The organism is Variovorax sp. J2L1-78, assembly GCF_030317205.1.
GTDB lineage: Bacteria > Pseudomonadota > Gammaproteobacteria > Burkholderiales > Burkholderiaceae_C > Variovorax > Variovorax arabinosiphilus.
In genome coordinates this window covers 542,901-563,920 of sequence record NZ_JASZYB010000004.1, presented here as the reverse complement: position 1 = coordinate 563,920, position 21,020 = coordinate 542,901, and the positions used below count along the sequence as shown (strand labels likewise).

At 68.9% G+C, this 21,020-nt stretch carries 15 protein-coding genes; 7 read left to right on the top strand and 8 right to left on the bottom strand.

The window, feature by feature from the left end:
- Positions 1–97 precede the first annotated feature (97 nt).
- Complete coding sequence (locus QTH86_RS25345) at positions 98–307, top strand: hypothetical protein (RefSeq protein WP_286648935.1); 210 nt, start codon at positions 98–100, stop codon at positions 305–307.
- A 9-nt stretch (positions 308–316) separates the two neighbouring features.
- Here QTH86_RS25345 and QTH86_RS25340 read toward each other — a convergent pair whose 3' ends face one another.
- Complete coding sequence (locus QTH86_RS25340; protein ID WP_286648934.1) at positions 317–595, bottom strand: DUF2164 domain-containing protein; 279 nt, start codon at positions 593–595, stop codon at positions 317–319.
- Positions 596–620: 25 nt separating this feature from the next.
- Positions 621–6,629, bottom strand: a complete 6,009-nt coding sequence (locus tag QTH86_RS25335) for an alpha-2-macroglobulin family protein (protein ID WP_286648933.1) — start codon at positions 6,627–6,629, stop codon at positions 621–623.
- 179 nt (positions 6,630–6,808) lie between these two features.
- Here QTH86_RS25335 and QTH86_RS25330 point away from each other — a divergent pair, with 179 nt between their 5' ends.
- Together QTH86_RS25330 and opgC are read left to right on the top strand one after the other, a co-directional pair.
- Positions 6,809–8,005 carry a glycosyltransferase family 4 protein gene (locus QTH86_RS25330; protein ID WP_286648932.1) on the top strand — a complete coding sequence of 399 codons (1,197 nt, stop codon included), beginning with the start codon at positions 6,809–6,811 and terminating at the stop codon, positions 8,003–8,005.
- A 19-nt stretch (positions 8,006–8,024) separates the two neighbouring features.
- Positions 8,025–9,194 carry an OpgC domain-containing protein gene (gene opgC, locus QTH86_RS25325; protein WP_286648931.1) on the top strand — a complete coding sequence of 390 codons (1,170 nt, stop codon included), beginning with the start codon at positions 8,025–8,027 and terminating at the stop codon, positions 9,192–9,194.
- A 7-nt stretch (positions 9,195–9,201) separates the two neighbouring features.
- Here the strand turns inward: opgC and QTH86_RS25320 are convergent, their stop codons facing one another.
- Positions 9,202–10,011 carry an SGNH/GDSL hydrolase family protein gene (locus QTH86_RS25320; RefSeq protein ID WP_286648930.1) on the bottom strand — a complete coding sequence of 270 codons (810 nt, stop codon included), beginning with the start codon at positions 10,009–10,011 and terminating at the stop codon, positions 9,202–9,204.
- Between the two features lie 186 nt (positions 10,012–10,197).
- Between QTH86_RS25320 and QTH86_RS25315 the strand changes: the two genes are divergently transcribed.
- Positions 10,198–11,523 (top strand): hypothetical protein, encoded by a 1,326-nt coding sequence (locus QTH86_RS25315; protein WP_286648929.1) that lies wholly within the window; start codon positions 10,198–10,200, stop codon positions 11,521–11,523.
- 6 nt (positions 11,524–11,529) lie between these two features.
- Here QTH86_RS25315 and QTH86_RS25310 read toward each other — a convergent pair whose 3' ends face one another.
- The 5 genes from QTH86_RS25310 to argH form a co-directional block, all read right to left on the bottom strand.
- Positions 11,530–13,017, bottom strand: coding sequence for a rhomboid family protein (locus tag QTH86_RS25310; protein ID WP_286648928.1), 1,488 nt, complete (start codon positions 13,015–13,017; stop codon positions 11,530–11,532).
- Positions 13,018–13,035: 18 nt separating this feature from the next.
- Positions 13,036–14,415: a UDP-glucose dehydrogenase family protein gene (locus QTH86_RS25305; RefSeq protein WP_286648927.1), complete on the bottom strand. Its 1,380-nt coding sequence runs from the start codon at positions 14,413–14,415 to the stop codon at positions 13,036–13,038.
- A gap of 7 nt (positions 14,416–14,422) precedes the next feature.
- On the bottom strand, positions 14,423–15,394 hold the full coding sequence (locus QTH86_RS25300; protein ID WP_286648926.1) for a UDP-glucuronic acid decarboxylase family protein: 972 nt from the start codon (positions 15,392–15,394) through the stop codon (positions 14,423–14,425).
- 33 nt (positions 15,395–15,427) lie between these two features.
- Positions 15,428–16,270 carry a glycosyltransferase family 2 protein gene (locus QTH86_RS25295; protein ID WP_286648925.1) on the bottom strand — a complete coding sequence of 281 codons (843 nt, stop codon included), beginning with the start codon at positions 16,268–16,270 and terminating at the stop codon, positions 15,428–15,430.
- Positions 16,271–16,471: 201 nt separating this feature from the next.
- Positions 16,472–17,869, bottom strand: coding sequence for an argininosuccinate lyase (gene argH, locus QTH86_RS25290; RefSeq protein WP_286648924.1), 1,398 nt, complete (start codon positions 17,867–17,869; stop codon positions 16,472–16,474).
- Positions 17,870–17,918: 49 nt separating this feature from the next.
- Between argH and QTH86_RS25285 the strand changes: the two genes are divergently transcribed.
- The 3 genes from QTH86_RS25285 to QTH86_RS25275 are packed head-to-tail and all read left to right on the top strand — an operon-like array spanning position 17,919 to position 21,014.
- A complete protein-coding gene (locus tag QTH86_RS25285; protein ID WP_286648923.1) occupies positions 17,919–18,986 on the top strand; it encodes a sensor histidine kinase in 1,068 nt (355 codons plus the stop codon).
- A 28-nt stretch (positions 18,987–19,014) separates the two neighbouring features.
- Positions 19,015–19,767, top strand: coding sequence for a LytR/AlgR family response regulator transcription factor (locus tag QTH86_RS25280; RefSeq protein ID WP_286648922.1), 753 nt, complete (start codon positions 19,015–19,017; stop codon positions 19,765–19,767).
- On the top strand, positions 19,764–21,014 hold the full coding sequence (locus QTH86_RS25275; RefSeq protein WP_444814085.1) for an AI-2E family transporter: 1,251 nt from the start codon (positions 19,764–19,766) through the stop codon (positions 21,012–21,014). Before QTH86_RS25280 ends, QTH86_RS25275 begins: the two co-directional genes overlap by 4 nt.
- Positions 21,015–21,020 lie beyond the last annotated feature (6 nt).

Sequence of the window (21,020 nt, the reverse complement as noted above, 5' to 3'; positions counted from 1 at the left end):
CGGGCGGGCCGACGCCTGCGGTCTCGCTGCGCACCGACCATGCGGTCCGGAACAGGCCCGAACCGTCGTGCCTGCCGAAAAACTGGAGGACATCCCCATGAAATCACTTCTCGTCGTGCTTGCTGCAACCGCCGCCCTGGCGGGCTGCGTGGTCGCTCCCTACGACAACCGCCCGCCACCGCCGGGCCCGGGCATGCGGGGCGATCGCGACCGCGACGGCGTGCCCAACCGCTACGACCGGGACCGCGATGGCGACGGCGTGCCGAACCGCTACGACAGCCGCCCGGGCGACCCGCGCCGCAACTGACCGGGCGCATCAGCGTCGGGGCTTCGGCTGCTGGTCGTACTTGCGCCAGTAGTCGAACTCTTCCTCGTGCACCTCGATGTCGAGTTCCGACACGCGCCCCTGCATGCGTTCCTGCGCATCGGCCACGCCGCGGTTGTAGAGCGTCGGGCCGATCTCCTCGAGGAAGAAGCCCAGCAGCGCACCGGCGGCAATGTTGCCGATCTTGGGGTCGTCCATGTGCTCGCGGAAATAGCGCTCGATGGACGCGATGGCCTGCTGACGGACTTCGCGGGGCAGTTCGATCGTCATCGGATTCCTCTCCAGTGAAAGGGGCTCAGCGCCCCGCCTCGACCTTCACCCGCGCGTTTGGCGTCTCGCCGAACATCTCGGGCGCGTACATCGCCTCGACCCGGCTCGGCGGCAACGCGAAGTCGCCGACGTTGTTCAGGCGCACCGTGTACTCCATCTTCACGACGCCCTTGGGCAGGTACTCGTAGTAGCTGCGGAAGGACTCGAAGCTGCGTTCCTCGAAGGCGGGCCAGCCCGCGCCGCTCTTCTTCTCGCCCTGCGTGGCGATCTGCGAGTCGCGGCCCAGGCCGCTGCCGAGGATGGTGGCACCGCCCGGGATCGGGTCGGTGATGGCGACCCAGGTCATGTCAGCGCTGGCGTTGACCTCGAGTGTGACGCGCAGCACGTCGCCGCGCGTGTACTTGCCGGCCGTCGCCTGCTCGACGGGCGTGATCGTCTTCTTGATCGCATAGCCGGCCGCGAACGGCGCCTTCAGCTGGATGGCGGCCACGGACTGCAGCGTGAGCCAGGGCTTGCCGGCGCCGTTGTGCGTGACGGTCAGCGTTTCCTTCTGCGGCTGCGCCCAGGGCAGGAACATCGTGTTGTTGCGCAGGTTGCCCGGCGAGGCCGGGGCGCCGAACCAGGTCGTCTGGTTGGGCGCGCCTGCAGCATCGTTGGCCTTCACGCGTTCGACGCGGCTCCAGTCGACGCTCTGCGTGCGACCGGCCGAATCGGCGTTGCCGACCGGTGGCGCACGCAGCACCGAGGTCGTGGTGCCGGCCACGGGCACGCTCTCGAACACCTTGGAGAACTTGTCCAGTGCCAGCCCACCCCACAGGTTGGCGGTGGTCGTGTGCCAGGCGCCGTTCTGCTGGCGGCCGATGAAGCCGTTGGCCAGCTTGCCGATGTCGTCCTTCCAGGCCGGGTCGTCCATCACGGCCAGCAGCAGGCGTGCGGTGTTCACGTCGCCGTTGGTCATGAGCCACCACCAGTAGTCGTCCTGTTCAGTGCTGAACATCACCTTCGTGCCCTGGTAGCTCAACCGCGCCTTGAGCACGTTGTTCGCTTCGTCCAGGCGTTGCTGGCGCTGCGGCACGTCGTTCACGCGCTTCAAGATCTGCAGCCAGTCAATGACCGCGCTGGTGGGCCACTGGTTGGGTGCGATGGTGATGCTCGCGACCATGCCCCCGCGCGCCTTGCCGTAGCGCGACAGCGCCTCGAGCGCGGCGAGCTTGCGCACGTCCAGGTCCTTGCGCGGGCTCCAGAACTCGCGCTGGATGCGGCCTTCGACGAAGGCGATCAGGCCCTGTTCCATCGGTGCGCGCGCGTCATCGGGCAGCGCGAAGGCCGGGTCGATGGCGGCGGCCTCGTTCGTCGCCGCGAGCAGGTACGACGTCAGGATGTCGCTGCCACGGTTCGACTCGCCGTCGCGCGGCGGGAAGTAGCTCGCGAGCCCGTCGCTGTCGAGGTAGCTCGGCAGCTGCGCCACCACGCCCTGCCACAGCTTGCCGTCGCGCAGGCCGATCGACTTGCTGGTCTTCTGCTCCAGGCAGGCGAAGGGGTAGTTGGCGAACCAGTCGCGCACGCCCGGCATGCCTTCGGCGAGCTTGGGCTGCAGCGACATCTTCAGGCCGCCTCGGCCCGGCAGGGCGTCGGCCGGCGGTGCGACGTCGAGCGTGAAGCTGCCGTCGACCTGCACCAGCGTGGCCTGCTGCACCGTCAGCGGCACGGCCGGCACGATGCGCTGGCGCACCTTGAGCGCGTCGCGCGCACCGCTGACCGTGTCCTTCGCCTCGATCTCCCACAGGATGGCTTCGGCGCGCGTCTGCGCCAGCTGCGCGGGCGCCGTCACGTTCCACGCCACCTCGCGGGCTTCGCCAGCCGGGATGTCGATGGTCTGCGTCTCGAGCGTGAGCAGCGTCGCGCGCGGTGACGCCTCGACCTTCATCGCCTTCTGCGTCGTGTTGCGCAGCGTGATCTGCGCGCGGAACTGGTCGTCCTCGCGCACCAGCGGCGGCAGGCCGCTGATGATCTGCAGGTCCTGCGTGGCCTGGAGGGTGGTCTGGCCTGTCCCAAATAGTCCAACGCCCATGTCGGCCACGGCGACGATCTTGAAGGTGGTCAGCGCGTCGTTGAGCGGCACGGTCACCACGGCCTGGCCGTTGGCGTCGAGAACGATCGACGGGTTCCACAGCAGCAGCGTCTCGAGCAGCTCGCGGGTCTGGCCCTTGCCGCCACCGCCGCCCGCGGGCACGGCCTTCTTGCCGTAGTGCCGGCGCCCGACGATCTCCATCTGCGCCGTCGAGGTGCTCACGCCCCAGCTGCGACGCTGCAGCATGGCCTCGAGCAGGTTCCAGCTGTCGTTGGGCATCAGCTCGAGCAGGGCCTGGTCGACCGCGGCCAGCGCCACCTCGGCGCCGGCGGCGGGCTTGCCATCGGGCAGCTTGCCCGTGATGGTGATCTGTGCCTTGCCGCGCACCGGGTAGCTCGGCTTGTCGCTCGCGACCTTCACGTCGATGCGATGGGCCGCCGTGCCCACGCGGATCTCGGCCAGGCCGAAGCGGTAGGCCGGCTTGCTCAGGTCGACCAGTGCGGTCGGTGCGACGTATTCCTTGCCCTCGACCCAGAAGGCGGTCCACCATTCGCGCGGCGCCTTGAAGCCCCAGGTGAAGAAGCTGTACCAGGGCACGTCGCGCAGCCGGCCGCGCAGCGCCAGCACGCTCACGTAGGCGTTCGGCCCCCATTCGGGCTTGACCTGCAGGCTCACGGTCGGGTCCTGGCCGTTGAGCTGCACCACGTGCGTCTCGATCACGCCTTCACGCTCCACCGCGACCAGCGCGGTCGAGAAGCGGAAGGGGCTGCGCACCTGGAACTTGGCGACTTCGCCCGGCTGGTAGTTCTTCTTCTCCGGCAGCACGTCGATGCGGTCGTGGTCTTCGCCGCCGAACCACAGCTCGCCCTGCTTGGTCACGTAGACCGAGCTGGCGGCCTGGCTCACACGGCCTTCCTTGTCGGTGGCGGTGGCGATGAGCTCGACCTGGCCGGCCTCCTTCAGCGCCGCTTCGCACAGCACCAGGCCGCGCGCATCGCTGTTGCCGCTGCACACGGTGCCCAGTTCCTTCACCTCGGTCTTGTTGTCGTAGGTGTAGAAGCCCCCGACCATGCGCTTGCGGCTGGTGGTGGTGATGCGCGCCACGGCGTTCACCTGCACCTTGGTGTCGGCCACCGGCTTGCCGGCGAGGTCCAGCGCCAGCGCCTGGAACTTGAGCTTCTTGTCGGTCGAGATCCAGCCTTCGGTCTTGAGACCGGCGATGACCGCCGCGGGCCACAGCGTCTGCGTGCTGCGGATGGTCTGCACCTCGCCGTTCGGGTCGGAATACGTCGCTTCGATCAGCAGCTCACGCGGCGTCGCCTTGGCCAGCGGCACCTTGTCGATGGTGAGCTTGCCGGCGCCGTTGCGGTCGAGCGTCAGCGGCAGCTTGTCGGCGATCACGCGGGTGTCGTCCGACGACGAGGCCTCCTCGTCGGCGTCGGAAGCGGCCTGGTCGTCGCGCTTGCGCGGCGGCGAGAAGGTGAAGCTGTCGTAGTCGGCGAAGTCCAGGCTCTTGCCGCGCACCATGGCCGACACGCGCACCGGCAGGTTGGCGGCGCCGCCGCCGGCCACGTAGTTGATCTGCACGTCGGTCGGCAGCGCGGTGATGGCGACCAGCGGCTGCTTGTCGCTCGGCGCCACTCGGCCCTCGAGCACTGGCAGGCGGAATTCCTCGACGCGGAACATGCCGGTGCCGTAGCTGCGGCGGCCGTCCTCGTCATCCGCCTTGTCCTTGCCGCTGCGCAGTTCGACCTGATAGACGCCCAGCTTGGCGGCCGGTGGAATCGCGAAGGTGTTGGCCGCGCTCTGGCCACCGGTGCCGGTCTTGCGCCAGTCGACCGCCTGGGTGAACTGCTGGCCGCTGCCGACGTGCGTGATCACGAGGGTGTCCGGCAGCGCGTCCGGCAGGCCGAAGCCCTTGCTGGTCTGCGTGCGGATCAGGTGCTTCATCGACACGGTTTCACCGACGCGGAACAGCGTGCGGTCGAACACCGTGTGGGCCACGCGGTCGGGCTCGGGCTCCTGGCTGGTGGGCACGTTGAAGCGCCAGGGCTCGATGCCGCGCTGCCAGTCGCTCCAGGTGAAAGCCAGGTCTTCGACCGGCTTGGCCTTCTTGTCGCCGGCGTCGGTGAGCGTCGCGCGCGCGCTGACGAAGTACGCGTCGCTGCCGTACTCGTTCTCCGAGTTGCAGCTCGGCGGCGAGGCGGAGATGCCCTCCAGCGTCGCCACGCCGTTCGGGCCGGTCGTGCCGCGCGCAACCTCCTGGCCGCGGCAGTCCGACACGCGAACTGCGGCGTTCGGCACCACCTGACCCTTGTCGAGCGTGGTGACCCAGGCCACCGCGTTCTCGCGGCCCAGCTTGAAGTGCACCGCGAGGTTGGTGGCCAGCGCCGTGGTGCGCACGTACATCGTGCGGCCGTTGCCGTAGCGCTCGTCGAGCAGCGATTCGCCCAGCTTCTGCGAGGCGATCTCCAGCACGTGGAAGCCCGGCGTGAGCGGGATGCCGATCACCTCGAAGGGTCGGGGGTCGCCGCTCTCGGCCTTCGGCATGTCGAGCGTCTTCACGCCGACCTGGCCGCCGAGCAGCGACACCATGCGTGTCTGCACGCTGTCGCGGTTGTCCTTGTCGATCACCTTCGGCAGCGGCGCCTTCACGTCGCGCGCGGCGATCGACCGGGCCACCGTGGAACTGTTGTCGTAGCGGCGCACCTTGCGGAACCACGCGATGATTTCCGCGTCGGTCGTCGGGTTGAGGTCGCTCACCTTGCCGGGCGTGAGCGCCTGCACCTGCAGGGCCGGCTCCACGCGCCGCACCGTCACCGGCATCATCGCGACGCCGCCAGGCTCGGCCAGGCGCTCGATCACGCCGAAGGGCGAGGCCGCGAACTTGGCCAGCGGTGGCATGGCGCCGGTGGCCGTGGCCAGCGGGAAACTGTCGGGTGCGCCGAGAGGGCGACCGGAAGCGTCCTGGAAGGAGGACGGCAGCGTCACGCTGAACTTGGTGTTCTCGGGGAAGGGCGGCTGGAAGCTCAGGCCGTTCACGACGGCGTCGTCGTTGCCGCTGTCCTCGTCGACCTTCGGCTCGATCGTCTTGCCGCCGCCGGCCAGGCGGATCTGCGCGGCCATCTTGCGGGTGACGGGCGCGTTGAAGCGCAGTTCCATCGGCCGCAGCGGCAGGCAGGCGGCCTGCGCGTTCTCGCGTTCGCAGGTGAAGGTCGCGGCGAAGGGCTCGCGCACCTCGTAGTTGAAGCGCCGCTCGATCGTGTTGGCCACGCCCGACGGCGTGGCGACGCCCTTGCCGTACACCAGCTGCATACGGCTGCCGGCGGTCAGCGTGCGCTTGCATTGCAGTGTCGCGAAGCGCAGCGGCTCCTTCTGGGCCTGGCGTTCGCGGCCGAAGGCCTTGAGCAGCGCGGCGCGGTCCTCGCCGTCCAGCTGCGTCACGGGGATGCGTTCGCCCACGCCGTCGGCGACGCACCAGACGTTGTCGCGCACGCTCGCGAGCGTGGCGGGGCCGTTGAGTTCGAGCACGAAGGACTGCTGCTCGTCGATCTTTCCGTAGCTCGGCTGGATGCTGCGCACGAAGGGACCGCCGGTGCTGAACTCGTGGCGCTGCGGGCCGGTGAGCTCGGCGCCGGCCGGCGACTTGAAGCCGGCCACGCGCGTCACCGTGCAGCGCACACCGGGCGGCAGGTCGTTCTCGAAGTCGTAGACCCACTGCTTCTCGCCGGTCCAGCGGGGGGTGCCCTTGCCGGCCTGCGCGTCGTTGCAGCTGACCGTGTAGGGCGCCGGTGCCTTCGGGTCGCCGAAATTGACGGCCGCCTGGTCGAACTTGGCGACCACTTGCCGTACTCGCGACACCTCGCCCTGCGGGCTGATGCTGATCGCCTGAAGGGCCATCGCCGGGAATGTCGCCAGGGCCAGCAGCGTGGCCAGCGCGAATCTGCTTGTTGTTCTCTTCATGCCTGCTCCTCTGAGAAGCCGGGAGGGTAGCGCAAGTCCTTGACGGTGCCGCCGGCCTCGAGCGCGAGAGGGCGTCGGCGGCGTGAGCCCATGCGTCTTGGCCGCCGAGGGCTCCACTATGATCGGCCGCCATGACCTTGCTGTTGAGCCACCCCGCAGGAAACCAGAATGTGCGGGCCATGCTCGACGCCCTCCAGACAGCGGACCTGCTGGGCCGTTTCGCCACCACGGTGGCGGCTGACGAGCACAGCCCGCTGCTTCGGCTGATGCCCGACAAGATGCGGCGCGAGTGGCTGCGCCGCCGCTTCGACGTGCCGCGCGACAAGGTGCTGCAGCATCCGTGGCGCGAACTGGCGCGGGTGGCGTGCGGCGCGGTCGGCTGGCGTTCGGCGCTGCGGCATGAGCAGGGCTTCGCGTCGACCGATGCCATCATCCAGGACTTCGATCGCTTCGTGGCGCACGCGCTGCCGCGCCGCGTCTCTCGCGACAGCCTGAGCGCCGTGTACGCCTACGAGGATGGCGCGCTCGACACCTTCCGCGCCGCCCGCACGCTGGGCCTCAAGCGCGTGTACGACCTGCCCATCGCCTACTGGGAACTGGGCCGTCGGCTGCAGCAGGAAGAGGCCGAGCGCCTGCCCGCCTGGGCGCCCACGCTGGGCGGTGGCCTGCTCGATTCGCCGGCCAAGCTCGAGCGCAAGACGCAGGAGCTCGACCTGGCCGACCTGGTGGTCGTGGCCAGCCACTTCGTGCGCGATTCGCTGCCGGCCTCGGCGGCGCAGAAGGCCGTCGTCATGTCGCCTTTCGGTTCGCCACCGGTCTGGACCGGCGGCTGGTCCGACGCGGCGCTGGATGCCGGCCGCCCGATGCGCGTGCTCTTCGCTGGCTCCATGGGCCAGCGCAAGGGCCTGGGCGACCTGCTGCAGGCCATGCGCCTGCTCGGCGGCGAGAACATCGAGCTGGTCGTCATGGGCTCGCCGATGGCCGACCTCGACTTCTACCGCCGCGAATATGCGGGCTTCACCCACGAGAAGGGTCGCCCCCATGCCGAGGTGCTGGCGCTGATGCGCAGCTGCGACGTGTTCTGCCTGCCTTCCATCGTCGAAGGGCGCGCGCTGGTCATGCAGGAGGCCATGAGCCAGGGCCTGCCGGTCGTCATCACGCCCAACACCGGCGGCGCCGATCTGGTGGTCGAGGGCGAGACCGGCTTCCTGGTGCCGATCCGTTCGCCCGAGCAGATCGCCGCCAGGCTCGCCTGGCTCAACCAGCACCGGCCCGAGCTGGTCGCCATGAAGGACAAGGCGGCGCAGCATGCGGCCGGTTATTCATGGAAGCGCTACGGCGAAGTCGTGGTCGACGCGATCCGCGCGCTCGCCTGAGCGGACGTCCCGCCTGCCGATGACGGCCGCACCGCCTTCCGCCGCCGAACGGCCTGCGTCGACGCGCTACTGGGAGGTCGACGCCCTGCGCGGCCTGATGCTGGTGCTGATGACCCTGACCCACCTGCCGTCGCGCCTGACCGACCCGCTGGGCCAGCCCCTGGGTTTCGTGTCGGCGGCCGAGGGCTTCGTGCTGCTGTCGGCCTTCATGGCCGGGCTGGTCTACACCCGCACCGCCTACCGCGACGGCGTCGACGCCATGCGTCGCGCCTTCTGGCAGCGCGCGCTCAAGATCTACATGGCGCAGGCGGCCACGCTGCTGTTCCTGTTCACCATCATCGCGGCCGTGGGCCTGCGCATCGACCAGCCGGCGGTGAAGGACCTGATGTCCTACTACCTGACGCAGCCGCGTCATGCCTTCCTCTACGGCCTGGCCCTGGTCTACGAGCCGCCGCTGCTCGACATCCTGCCGATGTACATCTTCTTCATGCTGCTGAGCCCGTGGGTGCTGGCCTTCTCGCTGCGGCACGGCTGGGCCGCGGTGGCGCTGGCCAGCACGGCGGTCTGGGCGGCGGCGCAGTTCGGCCTCAGCGAATGGATCTACAACGGGGTCGTGCACTGGACCGGGCTGCCCGTCCCGTTCCAGGAAATGGGCGCCTTCAACGCCTACGCCTGGCAGTTCCTGTGGTTCATGGGCCTGTGGCTGGGCGCGAGCCGCAGCATGCCAGGGGCGAAGCCCCTGCGCCTGCCGCACTGGCTGCTGGTGGCGAGCGTCGCCATCGCGCTCTATGGTTTGTACTGGCGGCACCACGGCCCCGACGGGCAGGCGCCGTTCGGCGGCGACGTGCAGCTCAACCTGCTGTTCGACAAGTGGCTGCTCGGGCCGCTGCGGCTGGTCAACCTGGTGGCGCTCGGCGTGCTGGCGATCGCCTTCGGCCCGGCGCTGATGCGCCGTCTGCCGCGCCTGCACTGGCTGGAGGCGATGGGGTCGGCCTCGTTGCCGGTGTTCTGCGCGCACCTGGTCGCCGTGCTGCTGGTGCTCGCCTTCTACGGCAGCAGCCAGACGGCGAGGCCGGCCTGGGGCGACGCCGTGCTGCTGTCCGTGGTGTTCGCCGTGTTCTACGGGGTGGCGCGGGCCACGCTGTGGGTCGATGCGCGCAAGGCGGCGCGGGCCCGGCGCGGCGACTGAGCGCGGTTCAGGGCTTCGGCCGGAGGGCCGCCGTCGGCACGGCCAGGGCGCCCGGCGTGGCCGTGTCGGCCAGCACCGCCGGGGCTGCCACGTGCGCACTGATGACCGACTGCCACAGCCGGTAGCCGGCGTCGTTCATGTGCAGGCGGTCGCCCAGGAACAGATCGGCCCGCGGACGGCCGTCCTCGCCGATCATCGGCGTGAAGGTGTCGATGTAGTCGGCGTTGGCCATCGTGTGCACATAGGCCGCGATCATCGCGTTGGTGCTGCGGATTTGGGGCAGCAACGCCTCGCGCGAGGGGCTGGGCTTGATCGAGATGTAGCTGATGCGCGTGCCCGGCAACTCGTCGCGCACCGTGTTGGCGAAGCGCGCGAAGCTCTCCATCACCTGCATCGGCGTGCGGCCCTCGGCCAGGTCGTTGTCGCCGGCGTAGACCAGCACGTGGCGCGGTTTGTAGCGCACCACCAGGTCGCGCGCGAACAGGCTGCAGTCGGCCATGGTCGAACCGCCGAAGCCGCGGTTGATGACCACCGGCGACTGGCGGAAGTCCTGCGCCAGGTGCGTCCAGAAGCGGATGGTGGAACTGCCCACGAACAGCACGCCGTCGGTGCCCGGCAGCTTTTCCTTGTCGGCATTCGCGAAGGCGGTGAGCGAACTCTGCCACCGCGTCATCGCGGCCTGGTACTCGGGCGAAGGGGGCGAGGGCGCGACCGTGAGCGCCGCCGGGGAGACCATGCGGGGCTCGGCCTGCGCGACAGCGCCCGTGGCGACGGCGCAGGCGAGGCAGAGGGCGGAGAGTGAGAAAGCGGCTTTCATCGGGCGCATGGCAGTCGAACAACGCGTGGGAGTGGCGCGAGGTTGGCAAGTTTCGCGCCACGCGGTCAGAAATGGCGAATCGGCTTGCAGGAGCGCGGCGCACACGCAACAGCAGGCCGCATTCGGCGCCGGTTGAAACATATTGAAACTTATACTGCGCAGCAGCTTTCGGAGGGACCGTCCGCCATGTCTTCAGCCGCACCCGCGACGCCGCGTCCTTTCTGGCACCGGCTCAACACCTTTTTTGCGTTCCCGTTCCAGCTGCGGCCGCTGGCCTACGCGCTCGTGCTGTCCCTGTGCAGCCTGCTGGCGCAGGTGCTGTTCTTCCTGCCGCAGGTGCTGGCGATCGTCCTGGTCGAACTCGGCATCCTGCTGGCGGCCAGCCGCTACGGTTTCCGCGTCATCGCGCTGGGCTCGCGCGGCATCGTGCGCGCCAGCGACTTCCCGCGCGAACTCGACGAGGACTGGACGAACCTGCCCTGGAAGCTGTTCGCCGTGTCGCTGGTGCAGGGCTTCGTCGTCGGCGGGCTGGGGCTGCTGAGTCCGGTGCTCGCCACGCTGGGGCTGTTCGCGCTGTCCTTCCTGTTCCCGGCGACGGTCATCGTGCTGGTGCAGTCGTGCAGTTTCTGGCAGTCGCTCAACCCCACCTTTCTCTGGATGACGGTGCGCGCCATCGGCTGGCCCTATGCGCTGCTGTGCCTGTTCCTCTTTTTGCTCAGCACCGGCGCGCAGCTGGCGCTCGCGATGGTGCTGCCGGCCATCAGCCCGTGGCTGGCGCTGCCGATCTTCAACTTCCTGCTCATCTATTTCAGCTGGGTCATGGCGAGCCTGCTGGGCTACGTGATGTACCAGAACCATGTCGACCTCGGCATCGACCTGCTGCCCGGCGCCGGTGCCGACGACTACGAAGCCGACCGCCGCACGCCAGCGCAGATCGCGCGCGACGAGGCCGATGCCGAGGTCGCGCAACTGGTGACCGATGGCGACGTCATCGGCGCGCTGGCGCTCGCCTACGAGGCGCAGCGCACTGCGCCCGACGACCTGGCCGCGCAGCGCCGCTACCACCGGGTGCTGCTGCTGGCGCCCGAAAAGCAGGCCACGCTGCTGGACCATGCGCGTCGCTTCGTCCCGCTGTTGATGCGGCGCGACCTGGCGTCCGAAGCGCTCAAGGTGGTGCGGGCCTGCGCGGAACGTGACCCGGCCTTCCAGATCGACGACGGCGACACGGTGCTGGCCTTCGCCCGGCTCGAATGGCGCAGCGGCAACGCGCGCGCAGCGCTGGCCTGGGTGAAGGGTTTCGACAAGCGCTTCCGCGGCCACGCCGCCATTCCGCAGGTCTACGAACTGGCCGCGCGCGTGCTGATCGAAGGGCTGGCCCGTGCCGACCTGGCGAAACCGATCCTTGCCGTGCTGGAGGCGCGTTACCCCGAGGCGCCACAGACGCAGGAGGTGCGCTGGCTGCTGCGTGACCGCGGCGCGCCCGCCGCACCGCTGGCGCCGGCGGCCTCCTGATACGCGCTAGCCCGCTGCCGCTGGCGGGGCCTGCTGCAGCAGCGTGCGCGTGACCATGTCGTTCGGTGCCACGCGCAGCAATTGTGGCAGCCACTGCTGCGCCTGTGCGTGGCGGCCGGCCTGCAGCAGACCGTTGGCGCAGACGGTGAGCGTGTCGGCCAGCTCCGCGTGGTCGGGCGCCGTCTTGGCCAGTGCCTGACACAGACGCTGCGCATCCTCGAACTGCTGCACGCGTGTGAAGCGCCGCGCGAGCCGCGCCATGTCGCCCGGCGACAGCCGCGCGCCGGGTCGGGCCTGGTTCAGGTACGTCAGGTAGCTGGCGTGCTGCAGTTCCAGCGTGGCCGGGTCTTGGCGCTGCAGCCGGAAGATGCGTTGCGCCGCGCGGTGGAAGTCGTCACCGGCCGGTTGCAGGCGTGCCAGGTTGAACCAGGCCCGCAACGCATCGGCATCGTCCGGCCGGTGCTGCGCTGCGGCGCGCCATTCCGCGCAGGCCGCGTCGAACTTCATCTCCGCGGCCAGCTTGCGCGCCGCCGCGCTGTGCAGCTCGAACGGATCGGGCGCGGTGGGCGCCGGCAGCTCGACCGGACGCGTCTTGCGCAGGTGCATGGCGGCGGCCATCAGCGCCGCACCGGTCAGCAAGCCGCCCAGGTGCGCCATGTAGGCGATGCCCTGGCCGCCGAGCAAATGCTGCAGCAGTTCATTCGCGATCCACGCCGGCAGCAGGATCAGCGCCGGCGCCGTGACGTAGTTGAAATAGAAGAACAGCTGGTAGAAAAAGCGGATGCGCCGCAGCCGGTAGAGCACCGCGTACATGCCCATCAGCGCCGACACCGCCCCGGAGGCACCGAGCCCGATGCTGCCCTTGCCCGCATAGGCCCAGCCTGCGAGCAGCGCCGCACCGACCGCACCGAGCAGGTAGAAGGCCAGGTAGGTGCCGCGGCCCAGGGCGAGCTCGACCGAGAAGCCGAACAGGAAGAGGAACAGCATGTTGCCCAGCAGGTGACCGGTGCTGCCATGCAGGAAGGCGGCGGTGACCCAGGTCCAGGGCTTGGACTCGGTGTCGGCGCTGTAGTCCTGTGCCCAGCGGCGCGTGAAGGGCGGCGGCAGGCTCTGCTCGTACTGTGCGCGGTCTTGCTGCCATTGCGCATGCTGCGGATGGGCGGGCGTGACGACCAGGCCGTCGTGCAGCAGCTTCAAAAAGCGCGGCTCGTTCTGCAGGCCGTCGAGCAGCGGCTCGACCGCCTGGCGTGCGAGCAGCCGCCGTGCGCGCTCCGCGTGGGGCGAACCGGTTGTCGCGAGCCAGTCGACGAAGGCCGGCAGTTCGAGCGCGGGGAGCGAACTGGCCGCGTAGAACTGCGCAGCGCGTTCTTGCGCGCGTTCCTCGGCCCGCTGCGGGCCCCAGAACACCACCATGTTCAGCACGATCAACAGGATCGTGGCCCATGGCGGGTTGCGCCAGCTCGGCCGGTTCTCCAGCGGGATCGCGTAGAACACGGCGCGCCCGCGGCCCGGTCAGCCGGCGGCGTGCAGGCTGTTGCGGCCGATGCCGTGGTAGATCACGCCGGCCGACGTCATGATGGCCGGCTCGTAGAGGTTGCGGCCGTCGAACACCACCGGCGACTTCATCGTCGTCTTCAGCCGCTCGAGGTTCGGGCTGCGGTAGGCCTTCCACTCGGTCACGATGATGAGCGCGTCCGCGCCTTCCACTGCGGCCATCGGCGACTTGGCGTAGCTGATCCGGTCGAGCAGCTGCGGCGCATCGGCGAAGTCGAGTGCGAGCACGCGTCGGGTTTCCTCGACCGCGATCGGGTCGTGCGCCACGATGCGCGCACCGGCGCGCAGCAGCGCGCTGATGACCACGCGGCTCGGGGCCTCGCGCATGTCGTCGGTGTTGGGCTTGAAGGCCAGGCCCCACAGCGCAAAGCAGTGCTGGCTCAGGTCTTTGCCGAAGCGCGCGAAGACCTTGTCGGTCAGCACGGTCTTCTGTTCGTCGTTGACCGCCTCGACCGATTCCAGCACGCGCAGGGTCTGGCCGTTCTCGCGCGCGATGCGGGTCAGGGCCTGGATGTCCTTCGGGAAGCAACTGCCGCCGTAGCCGGTGCCGGCGTACAGGAAGCTGTAGCCGATGCGCGGGTCGGAGCCGATGCCCTGGCGCACCGCCTCGATGTCGGCGCCCACGCGGTCGGCCAGGTTGGCCAGCTCGTTCATGAAGCTGATGCGGGTCGCCAGCATCGCGTTGGCCGCGTACTTGGTGAACTCGGCCGAGCGCACGTCCATCACGCGGGTGCGTTCATGGTTGCGGTTGAAGGGCGCGTACAGCTCGCGCATGGACGCCAGGGCACGGCGGCCGTTGTCGTCGCCGGACACGCCGATCACGATGCGGTCGGGGCGCATGAAGTCGTCGACCGCCGCGCCTTCCTTCAGGAATTCGGGGTTGCTCACCACCGAGAAGCCGAGGTCGCCGCGGCCGCGCTTGTCGAGCTCTTCCTGGATGACGGCCGTCACCTTGTCGGCGGTGCCCACCGGCACGGTCGACTTGTCGACCACCACCTTGAAGCTCTCCATGTAGCGGCCGATGTTGCGGGCCGCGGCCAGCACGTACTGCAGGTCGGCGCTGCCGTCCTCGTCGGGCGGCGTGCCCACCGCGATGAACTGGATGTCGCCGTGCGCCACCGAGGCCTGGATGTCGGTCGAGAAGTCGAGCCGGCCGGCCTCGACGTTCGACTGGACCACACCCTCGAGGCCCGGTTCGTAGATGGGGATGCCGCCGTCCTTGAGGATGGCGATCTTGCGCGGGTCGACGTCCAGGCAGAAGACGTGGTTGCCGATGTCCGCCAGGCAGGCGCCGGTGACGAGGCCGACGTAGCCGGTGCCGATGATCGAGACGTTCATGAGGGTGTCAGACGGTTGCGGGTTCGGTGAGGATCTTGTCGAAGTAGGCGATGGTCTTCTTCAGACCTTCGTCGAGCTGCGTCTGGGGCGTCCAGCCGCCGAGCTCCTTCTGTGCGATCGTGATGTCGGGGCGGCGCTGCTTCGGGTCGTCCGACGGCAGCGGCAGGCGCACCAGCTTGCTCTTGGAGCCGGTCAGCGCGATCACCTTGTTGGCCAGCTCGAGCATCGAGAACTCGCCGGGGTTGCCGATGTTGACCGGACCGGGGAACTCGTCGCCGGTGGCCATCATGCGCAGCATGGCTTCGATCAGGTCGTCGGCGTAGCAGAAGCTGCGCGTCTGGTTGCCGTCTCCGTAGATCGTGATGTCCTCGCCCTTGAGCGCCTGCACGATGAAGTTCGACACCACCCGGCCGTCGTTCGCATGCATGCGCGGGCCGTAGGTGTTGAAGATGCGCACGACCTTGATGCGCAGCTGGTGCTGGCGGTGGTAGTCGAAGAACAGGGTTTCGGCGCAGCGCTTGCCTTCGTCGTAGCAGCTGCGGATGCCGATCGGGTTGACCCGTCCCCAGTACGCTTCGTACTGCGGGTGCACCTCGGGGTCGCCGTAGACCTCGCTGGTCGACGCCTGCAGGATCTTGGCGCGCACGCGCTTGGCCAGGCCCAGCATGTTGATGGCGCCGTGCACGCTGGTCTTGGTGGTCTGGACCGGGTCGTGCTGGTAGTGCACCGGCGAGGCGGGGCAGGCCAGGTTGAAGATCTCGTCGACCTCGACGTACAGCGGGAAGGTCACGTCATGGCGCATCAGCTCGAAGCGCGGGTGGTCGAGCAGGTGCTCCACGTTGCGCTTGGTGCCCGTGAAGAAGTTGTCGACGCAAAGCACGTCGTGGCCCTGTTCGATCAGGCGGTCGCACAGGTGGCTGCCGAGAAAACCGGCGCCGCCGGTGACCAGGATTCGCTTCGAGGCGTTGTATTGGCGCATGGGCGAAGTCACTCCAAAAGGGGAAAAAGGAAATCAGGGCGTGCGCTGCATGCGCTGCTCGTACATCTTCGCATCCACCAGCATGCGGAACCACAGGGCCTGGAAGAACGCGAAGTAGAAGCCGATCGTGCCATCGAGGAAGCCGAGCCGGAACACGTAGCGGTAGATGAAGTAGCTCAGCGCACGGGTACCTGTGGGCAGCTTGTAGTAGAGCTCTTTCAGAAAACGGGTGCGCTCGCGCGCGCCGCCGAGCAGGCGGGGCTGCAGGACGCCTTCGCCGCCCAGGTTGCGCGGGCCGAGCTTTTCCTTCGCCTCGGCGTCGGTCCAGCGGTTGTGGCTCGCGATCCAGTCGGCCAGCTTGGCGGAGTTCTTGTCGTGCATGAAGCCCGTGAGGCGCGCCGATTTGCTGGGGCTGATGAAATGCTGGTCGTAGAGGCGGGCTTCGCAGCGCCCCTTGCCGGAGCGGAACAGGCGCAGGTGCCAGGGGTTGACACCGCTGAAGCGCAGCATCTTGCCCATGAAATAGTCGCGTCGCCGCAGCATGTAGGCGTCATGGTCGGGCGTGCCGGCCATCAGGGCGCGGATTTCCTCCACGGCGCGGTCGTCGAGCACCTCGTCGGCGTCCAGGTGCAACTGCCACTCGAAGTCCTTCTCCACCTGCGAGATGGCCCAGTTGCGCTGGTCGCTGTAGTTGCTGAAGGCACGCTGCACCACGGTGCAGCCCAGCGCCTCGAGCAACTCAGGGCTGCCGTCCTTGGAAAAGGAGTCGACGGCGAAGACCCGCGGGCTCACCTTCAGCGCCTGCGCCACGGTCTCCGGGATGATCTCGGCGGAGTTGAAGGTCAGGATGACGACGACGCAACGGGAAGGTTCCATGGGTACGGGGCATCGCGCGGCTCAAGGAACGAGCCTGCGCGAGGAGTGGAGGAACGCCAAACTTTAGCACCAAGGTCTTACATTTCGGCCTGCATAGTCCGATTGGACAGGGTTGGATATACGCGTAAACACCAAAAAAAGTCACAAATGTGAACTGGTGCGGACGAAAGGGCCCCGGGGGCGCGCTCCTCCTTTCCGCGCTCAGCCCAGGCGTGCGCGATGCCTCGCCACCTGCGCCCGGACCTGTGCCGGTGCGGTGCCGCCCAGCACGTTGCGCGCATTCAGCGAGCCGCGCAGGCTCAGCACGTCGTACACGTCCTTCTCGATCGACGGATTGAACTGCTGCAGCACGGCCAGGGGCAGTTCGGACAGGTCGACCTGGTGCGAAATGGCCGCTTTGACCGCGTGCGCCACCGTTTCGTGCGCGTCGCGGAAGGGCAGGCCCTTCTTGACCAGGTAATCGGCCAGGTCGGTCGCCGTGGCATAGCCCTTGAGCGCGGCGCGTTCCATCGCGTCGGGCTTGACCGTGATGCCGCCGACCATCTCCGCGAAGATGCGCAGGGTGTCCTTGAGCGTGTCGACGGTGTCGAAGAGCGGCTCCTTGTCTTCCTGGTTGTCCTTGTTGTAGGCCAGGGGCTGGCCCTTCATCAGGGTGATCAGGCCCATCAGGTGGCCGACCACGCGGCCGGTCTTGCCGCGCGCGAGTTCCGGCACGTCCGGGTTTTTCTTCTGCGGCATGATCGAACTGCCGGTCGTGAAGCGGTCGGCGATCTGGATGAAGCTGAAGTTCTGGCTCATCCACAGGATCAGTTCCTCGCTGAAGCGGCTGATGTGCACCATGCACAGGCTGGCCGCGGCGGTGAACTCGATGGCGAAGTCGCGGTCGCTCACGGCGTCCAGGCTGTTCTGGCACACGCCGTCCATGCCCAGCGTCCTGGCGACCAGCTCGCGGTCCAGCGGGTAGCTGGTGCCGGCCAGCGCGGCGGCGCCCAGCGGCAGGCGGTTCAGGCGGCGGCGCACGTCGAGCAGGCGCTCGGCGTCGCGGGCGAACATCTCCACATAGGCCAGCATGTGGTGGCCGAAGCTCACCGGCTGCGCCACCTGCAGGTGGGTGAAGCCCGGCAGGATCACCTCGACGTTCTTGTCGGCGATGTCGACCAGGGCCTTCTGCAGATCGACGAGCAGGCCGCCGATCAGGTCGATCTCGCCGCGCAGCCACAGGCGCACGTCGGTCGCGACCTGGTCGTTGCGGCTGCGGCCGGTGTGCAGGCGCTTGCCGGCGTCGCCGACCAGCTGGGTCAGGCGGGCCTCGATGTTGAGGTGGACGTCCTCCAGGTCGAGTTTCCAGTCGAAGGTACCCGATTCGATTTCGTTGCGGATCTGCGTCAGCCCGCCTTCGATCGCGGCCAAGTCCTGCGCGCCGATGATCTTCTGTGCGGCGAGCATGCCGGCATGCGCCAAGGAACCCTCGATGTCCGCCTGCCACAACCGCTTGTCGAAGAAGACGCTGGCGGTGTAGCGCTTGACGAGGTCGCTCATGGGTTCGGAGAACAGGGCCGACCAGGCTTCGGATTTCTTGTCGAGTTGGTTTTGGGTCATGGGAGGCCTTGGCAAGGCAATAATGGTTCGGTTACCCGATGTGTCTGTGATGCGCAACCCGTCGATTTTATCGGCCACCCCTTCGTCGCCTGCGCGGTCTTCGGTCCGCGGGCCTTCGCTCGCCGGAACGGGGGGGCTGTTCGACGCCTGCCAGATCGGGGTGGTGCTGCGTGCCGTGCTGCTGGTGGAAGCCGTGGTGGCGGTCACGACGCTCTTCGTCGGCGCCACGCCCGGCGAGTGGCTGGTGCTGGCCGCGACGGTCACCGGCGGTGCCTTGCCCGCCACGCTGCTCTGGCTGGTGGCGGCCTGTGCCCTCAAGAAGATCCTGGCCCGCCTGTCGCGCCCCGCGCAGTACGCGGCGGGCGCCACGCTGGGCGCGCTGTCGGCGCTCTATGGCTGTGCCTTGCTCTGGCTCACCGGCGTGGTGGCGACGGCGCCCTGGGTCGCCAGTGCGGCCGCCGGCGCGATGTTCGCAGCCGTGATCATGGCCGCCCTGGTGCTGCGCGCCCGCGGCCAGACGCCGGCCGCCATGACGGCGCGGCTGGAAGAACTGCAGGCCCGCATCCGGCCGCACTTCCTTTTCAACACCCTCAACAGCGCGATCGCCCTGGTGCGCGAGGAACCGGCCAAGGCCGAGGCCATGCTGGAGGACCTGAGCGAACTGTTCCGCCGCGCGCTGGCCGACCCGGACGAATCGGTCACGCTGGCCGACGAGATCGCGCTGGCCGAGCGCTACCTGGCGATCGAGCAGGTGCGCTTCGGCGACCGGCTGCGCATCCGCTGGGACATCGACCCGAGCGCCAACACGGCGCGCCTGCCGCCGCTCCTGCTGCAGCCGCTGGTGGAGAACGCGGTCAAGCACGGCGTGGAACCCAGCCCCGAGGGTGCCAAGCTGCGCATCCGTACCGAGCGGCGCGGCGGCATGGTGGTGATCGAAGTGGTCAACAGCCTGCCGCCGCTGCGCTGGGCCGACGAGCCGCTGCCGCGCGGCCACGGCATCGCGCTGGCGAACGTGCGCGACCGGCTGCGCCTGCTGCACGACATGCAGGCGCAGTTCAGCGCCGGGCTCGAGCAGAAGAACTACCGCGTGCGGATCGTGATCCCCGTCGGCTCGTAAGAGCCACCAGACAGCGAGGAGGAGGCCGATGAAGCTCAAGACATTGATCGTCGACGACGAGGCCCTGGCGCGGTCGCGCCTTCGAACGTTGCTGGGCGACTGCAACGCGCCCGCGGCCGAGGTGATCGCCGAGGCGTCGCACGCCGAGCAGGCGCTGCAGCACCTGGACCGCCTGGCGCTCGACCTGGTGCTGCTCGACATCCACATGCCCGGCATGGACGGCGTTGAACTCGCGCGTCTGCTGCACGGCAGGCCGGATGCGCCGGCCATCGTGTTCGTCACCGCGCACGCGGCGCACGCCGTGACGGCCTTCGAGCTGGACGCCGTCGACTATTTGACGAAACCCGTGCGCGTCGAGCGGCTGCAACAGGCGCTGCAGAAGGCCGAGCGTCATCTCAAGGACCGGCGCGGCGCGGCGGCCGATGCGCCGCCAGCGGAGCACCTGCTGATCCAGGACCGCGGCCGCACCGAGCGCGTGCCGCTGGCCGAGGTGCTCTACCTCAAGTCCGAGTTCAAGTACCTCACGGTGCGCACCGCGACGCGCAGCCACATCCTGGACGGATCGCTGGCCGAGTTCGAGGAACGCTACCCGAAGCGCTTCGTGCGCGTGCACCGCAACGCGCTGGTGGCGCGGGCCGCGATCCGCGCGCTGGAGAAGTACGACGACGGCGAGGAGGCCGAGGGCTGGGCGCTGCGGCTGGAAGGCGTGCCCGAGCCGGTGGTCGTGTCGCGGCGCCAGCTGGCCGGGGTCCGGGAAGCCTTGAAGGAATCTGCATCATGAACACGACCGTCGCTCCGCTGCCGGACATCGAACCCTCCGAGGTCCCGGTCGTGCCCCCCGTCCCCGGGCGGGAACCGGACGGTGCCACCGACGGGGAGCGCCGCGAACTGAAGGCGCTGGCCATGGCCGAGGCCGTGAAGGAAGAGCGCGAGCGCGTGCTGCTGCAGATGCCGGTGGACGTGCGCAGCGCGTCGCTGGTGGTGGTGGCCGTGCTGGGCGCCATCTTCGCGCTGCACTGGGCGCAGGCGGTCTTCATCCCGCTGATGCTGAGCCTGATCAGCACCTATGCGCTGTCGCCGCTGGTCGACCGCCTGGAGCGCTGGCATCTGCCCCGCGCGCTGGGCGCCGCGCTCATCCTGCTGGGCATCGGCGGCGCCTTCGGCTGGACCGGCTATTCGCTCTCGGGCAGCGCGGCGCAGCTGGTCGACTCGCTGCCGGTCGCCGCGCAGAAGCTGCGCCTGGCCGTCACCCGCGGGCCGCGCGACAACGCCAGCGCGCTCGACACCGTGCAGCTGGCGGCCGCGCAACTCGAGCAGGCCGCGGCTGCGGCGCCGGCGGCGCGCCGCGGCGTGCAGCGCGTGATCGTCGAGCGCCCGCCGTTCAATGTGCGCGACTACCTCTGGAGCGGCACAGTCGGGCTAGTCACCGCGGCGGGGCAACTCACGCTGGTGGCCTTCCTCACCTTCTTCGCGCTGTGTTCGGGCACCACCTTCCGGCGCAAGCTGGTCAAGATCACCGGCCACAGCCTCGAGAAGAAGAAGATCACGGTGCATGTGCTCGACGACGTCACCAGCCACATCGAGCGCTACCTGCTGGTGCAGATCGGCAGCAGCGCGCTGGTTGGCGTGATCACTGGCCTGGCCTTCTGGGCGCTGGGCCTGGAGAACGCCGCCGTGTGGGGCATCCTGGCGGCCGTCACCAACCTGATTCCCTACGTCGGCTCGATCATCGTCATGGGCGCCTCGGCGCTGGTCGCCTTCCTGCAGTTCAACGGCGTCGAAATGGCGTTGCTGATCGGCGGCACCTCGCTGCTCATCCACACGCTGGTGGGCAACCTGCTGGTGCCCTGGCTCACCAGCCGCACCAGCCGCATGAACCCCGTGGCGGTGTTCATCGGCGTGATTTTCTGGGGTTGGATCTGGGGCATCTGGGGCCTGCTGCTGGGCATCCCGATCATGATGATCGTGAAATCTATCTGCGACCGCGTGGAAGACCTGCAGCCGATCGGGGAGCTGCTGGGGGATTGACGCGGC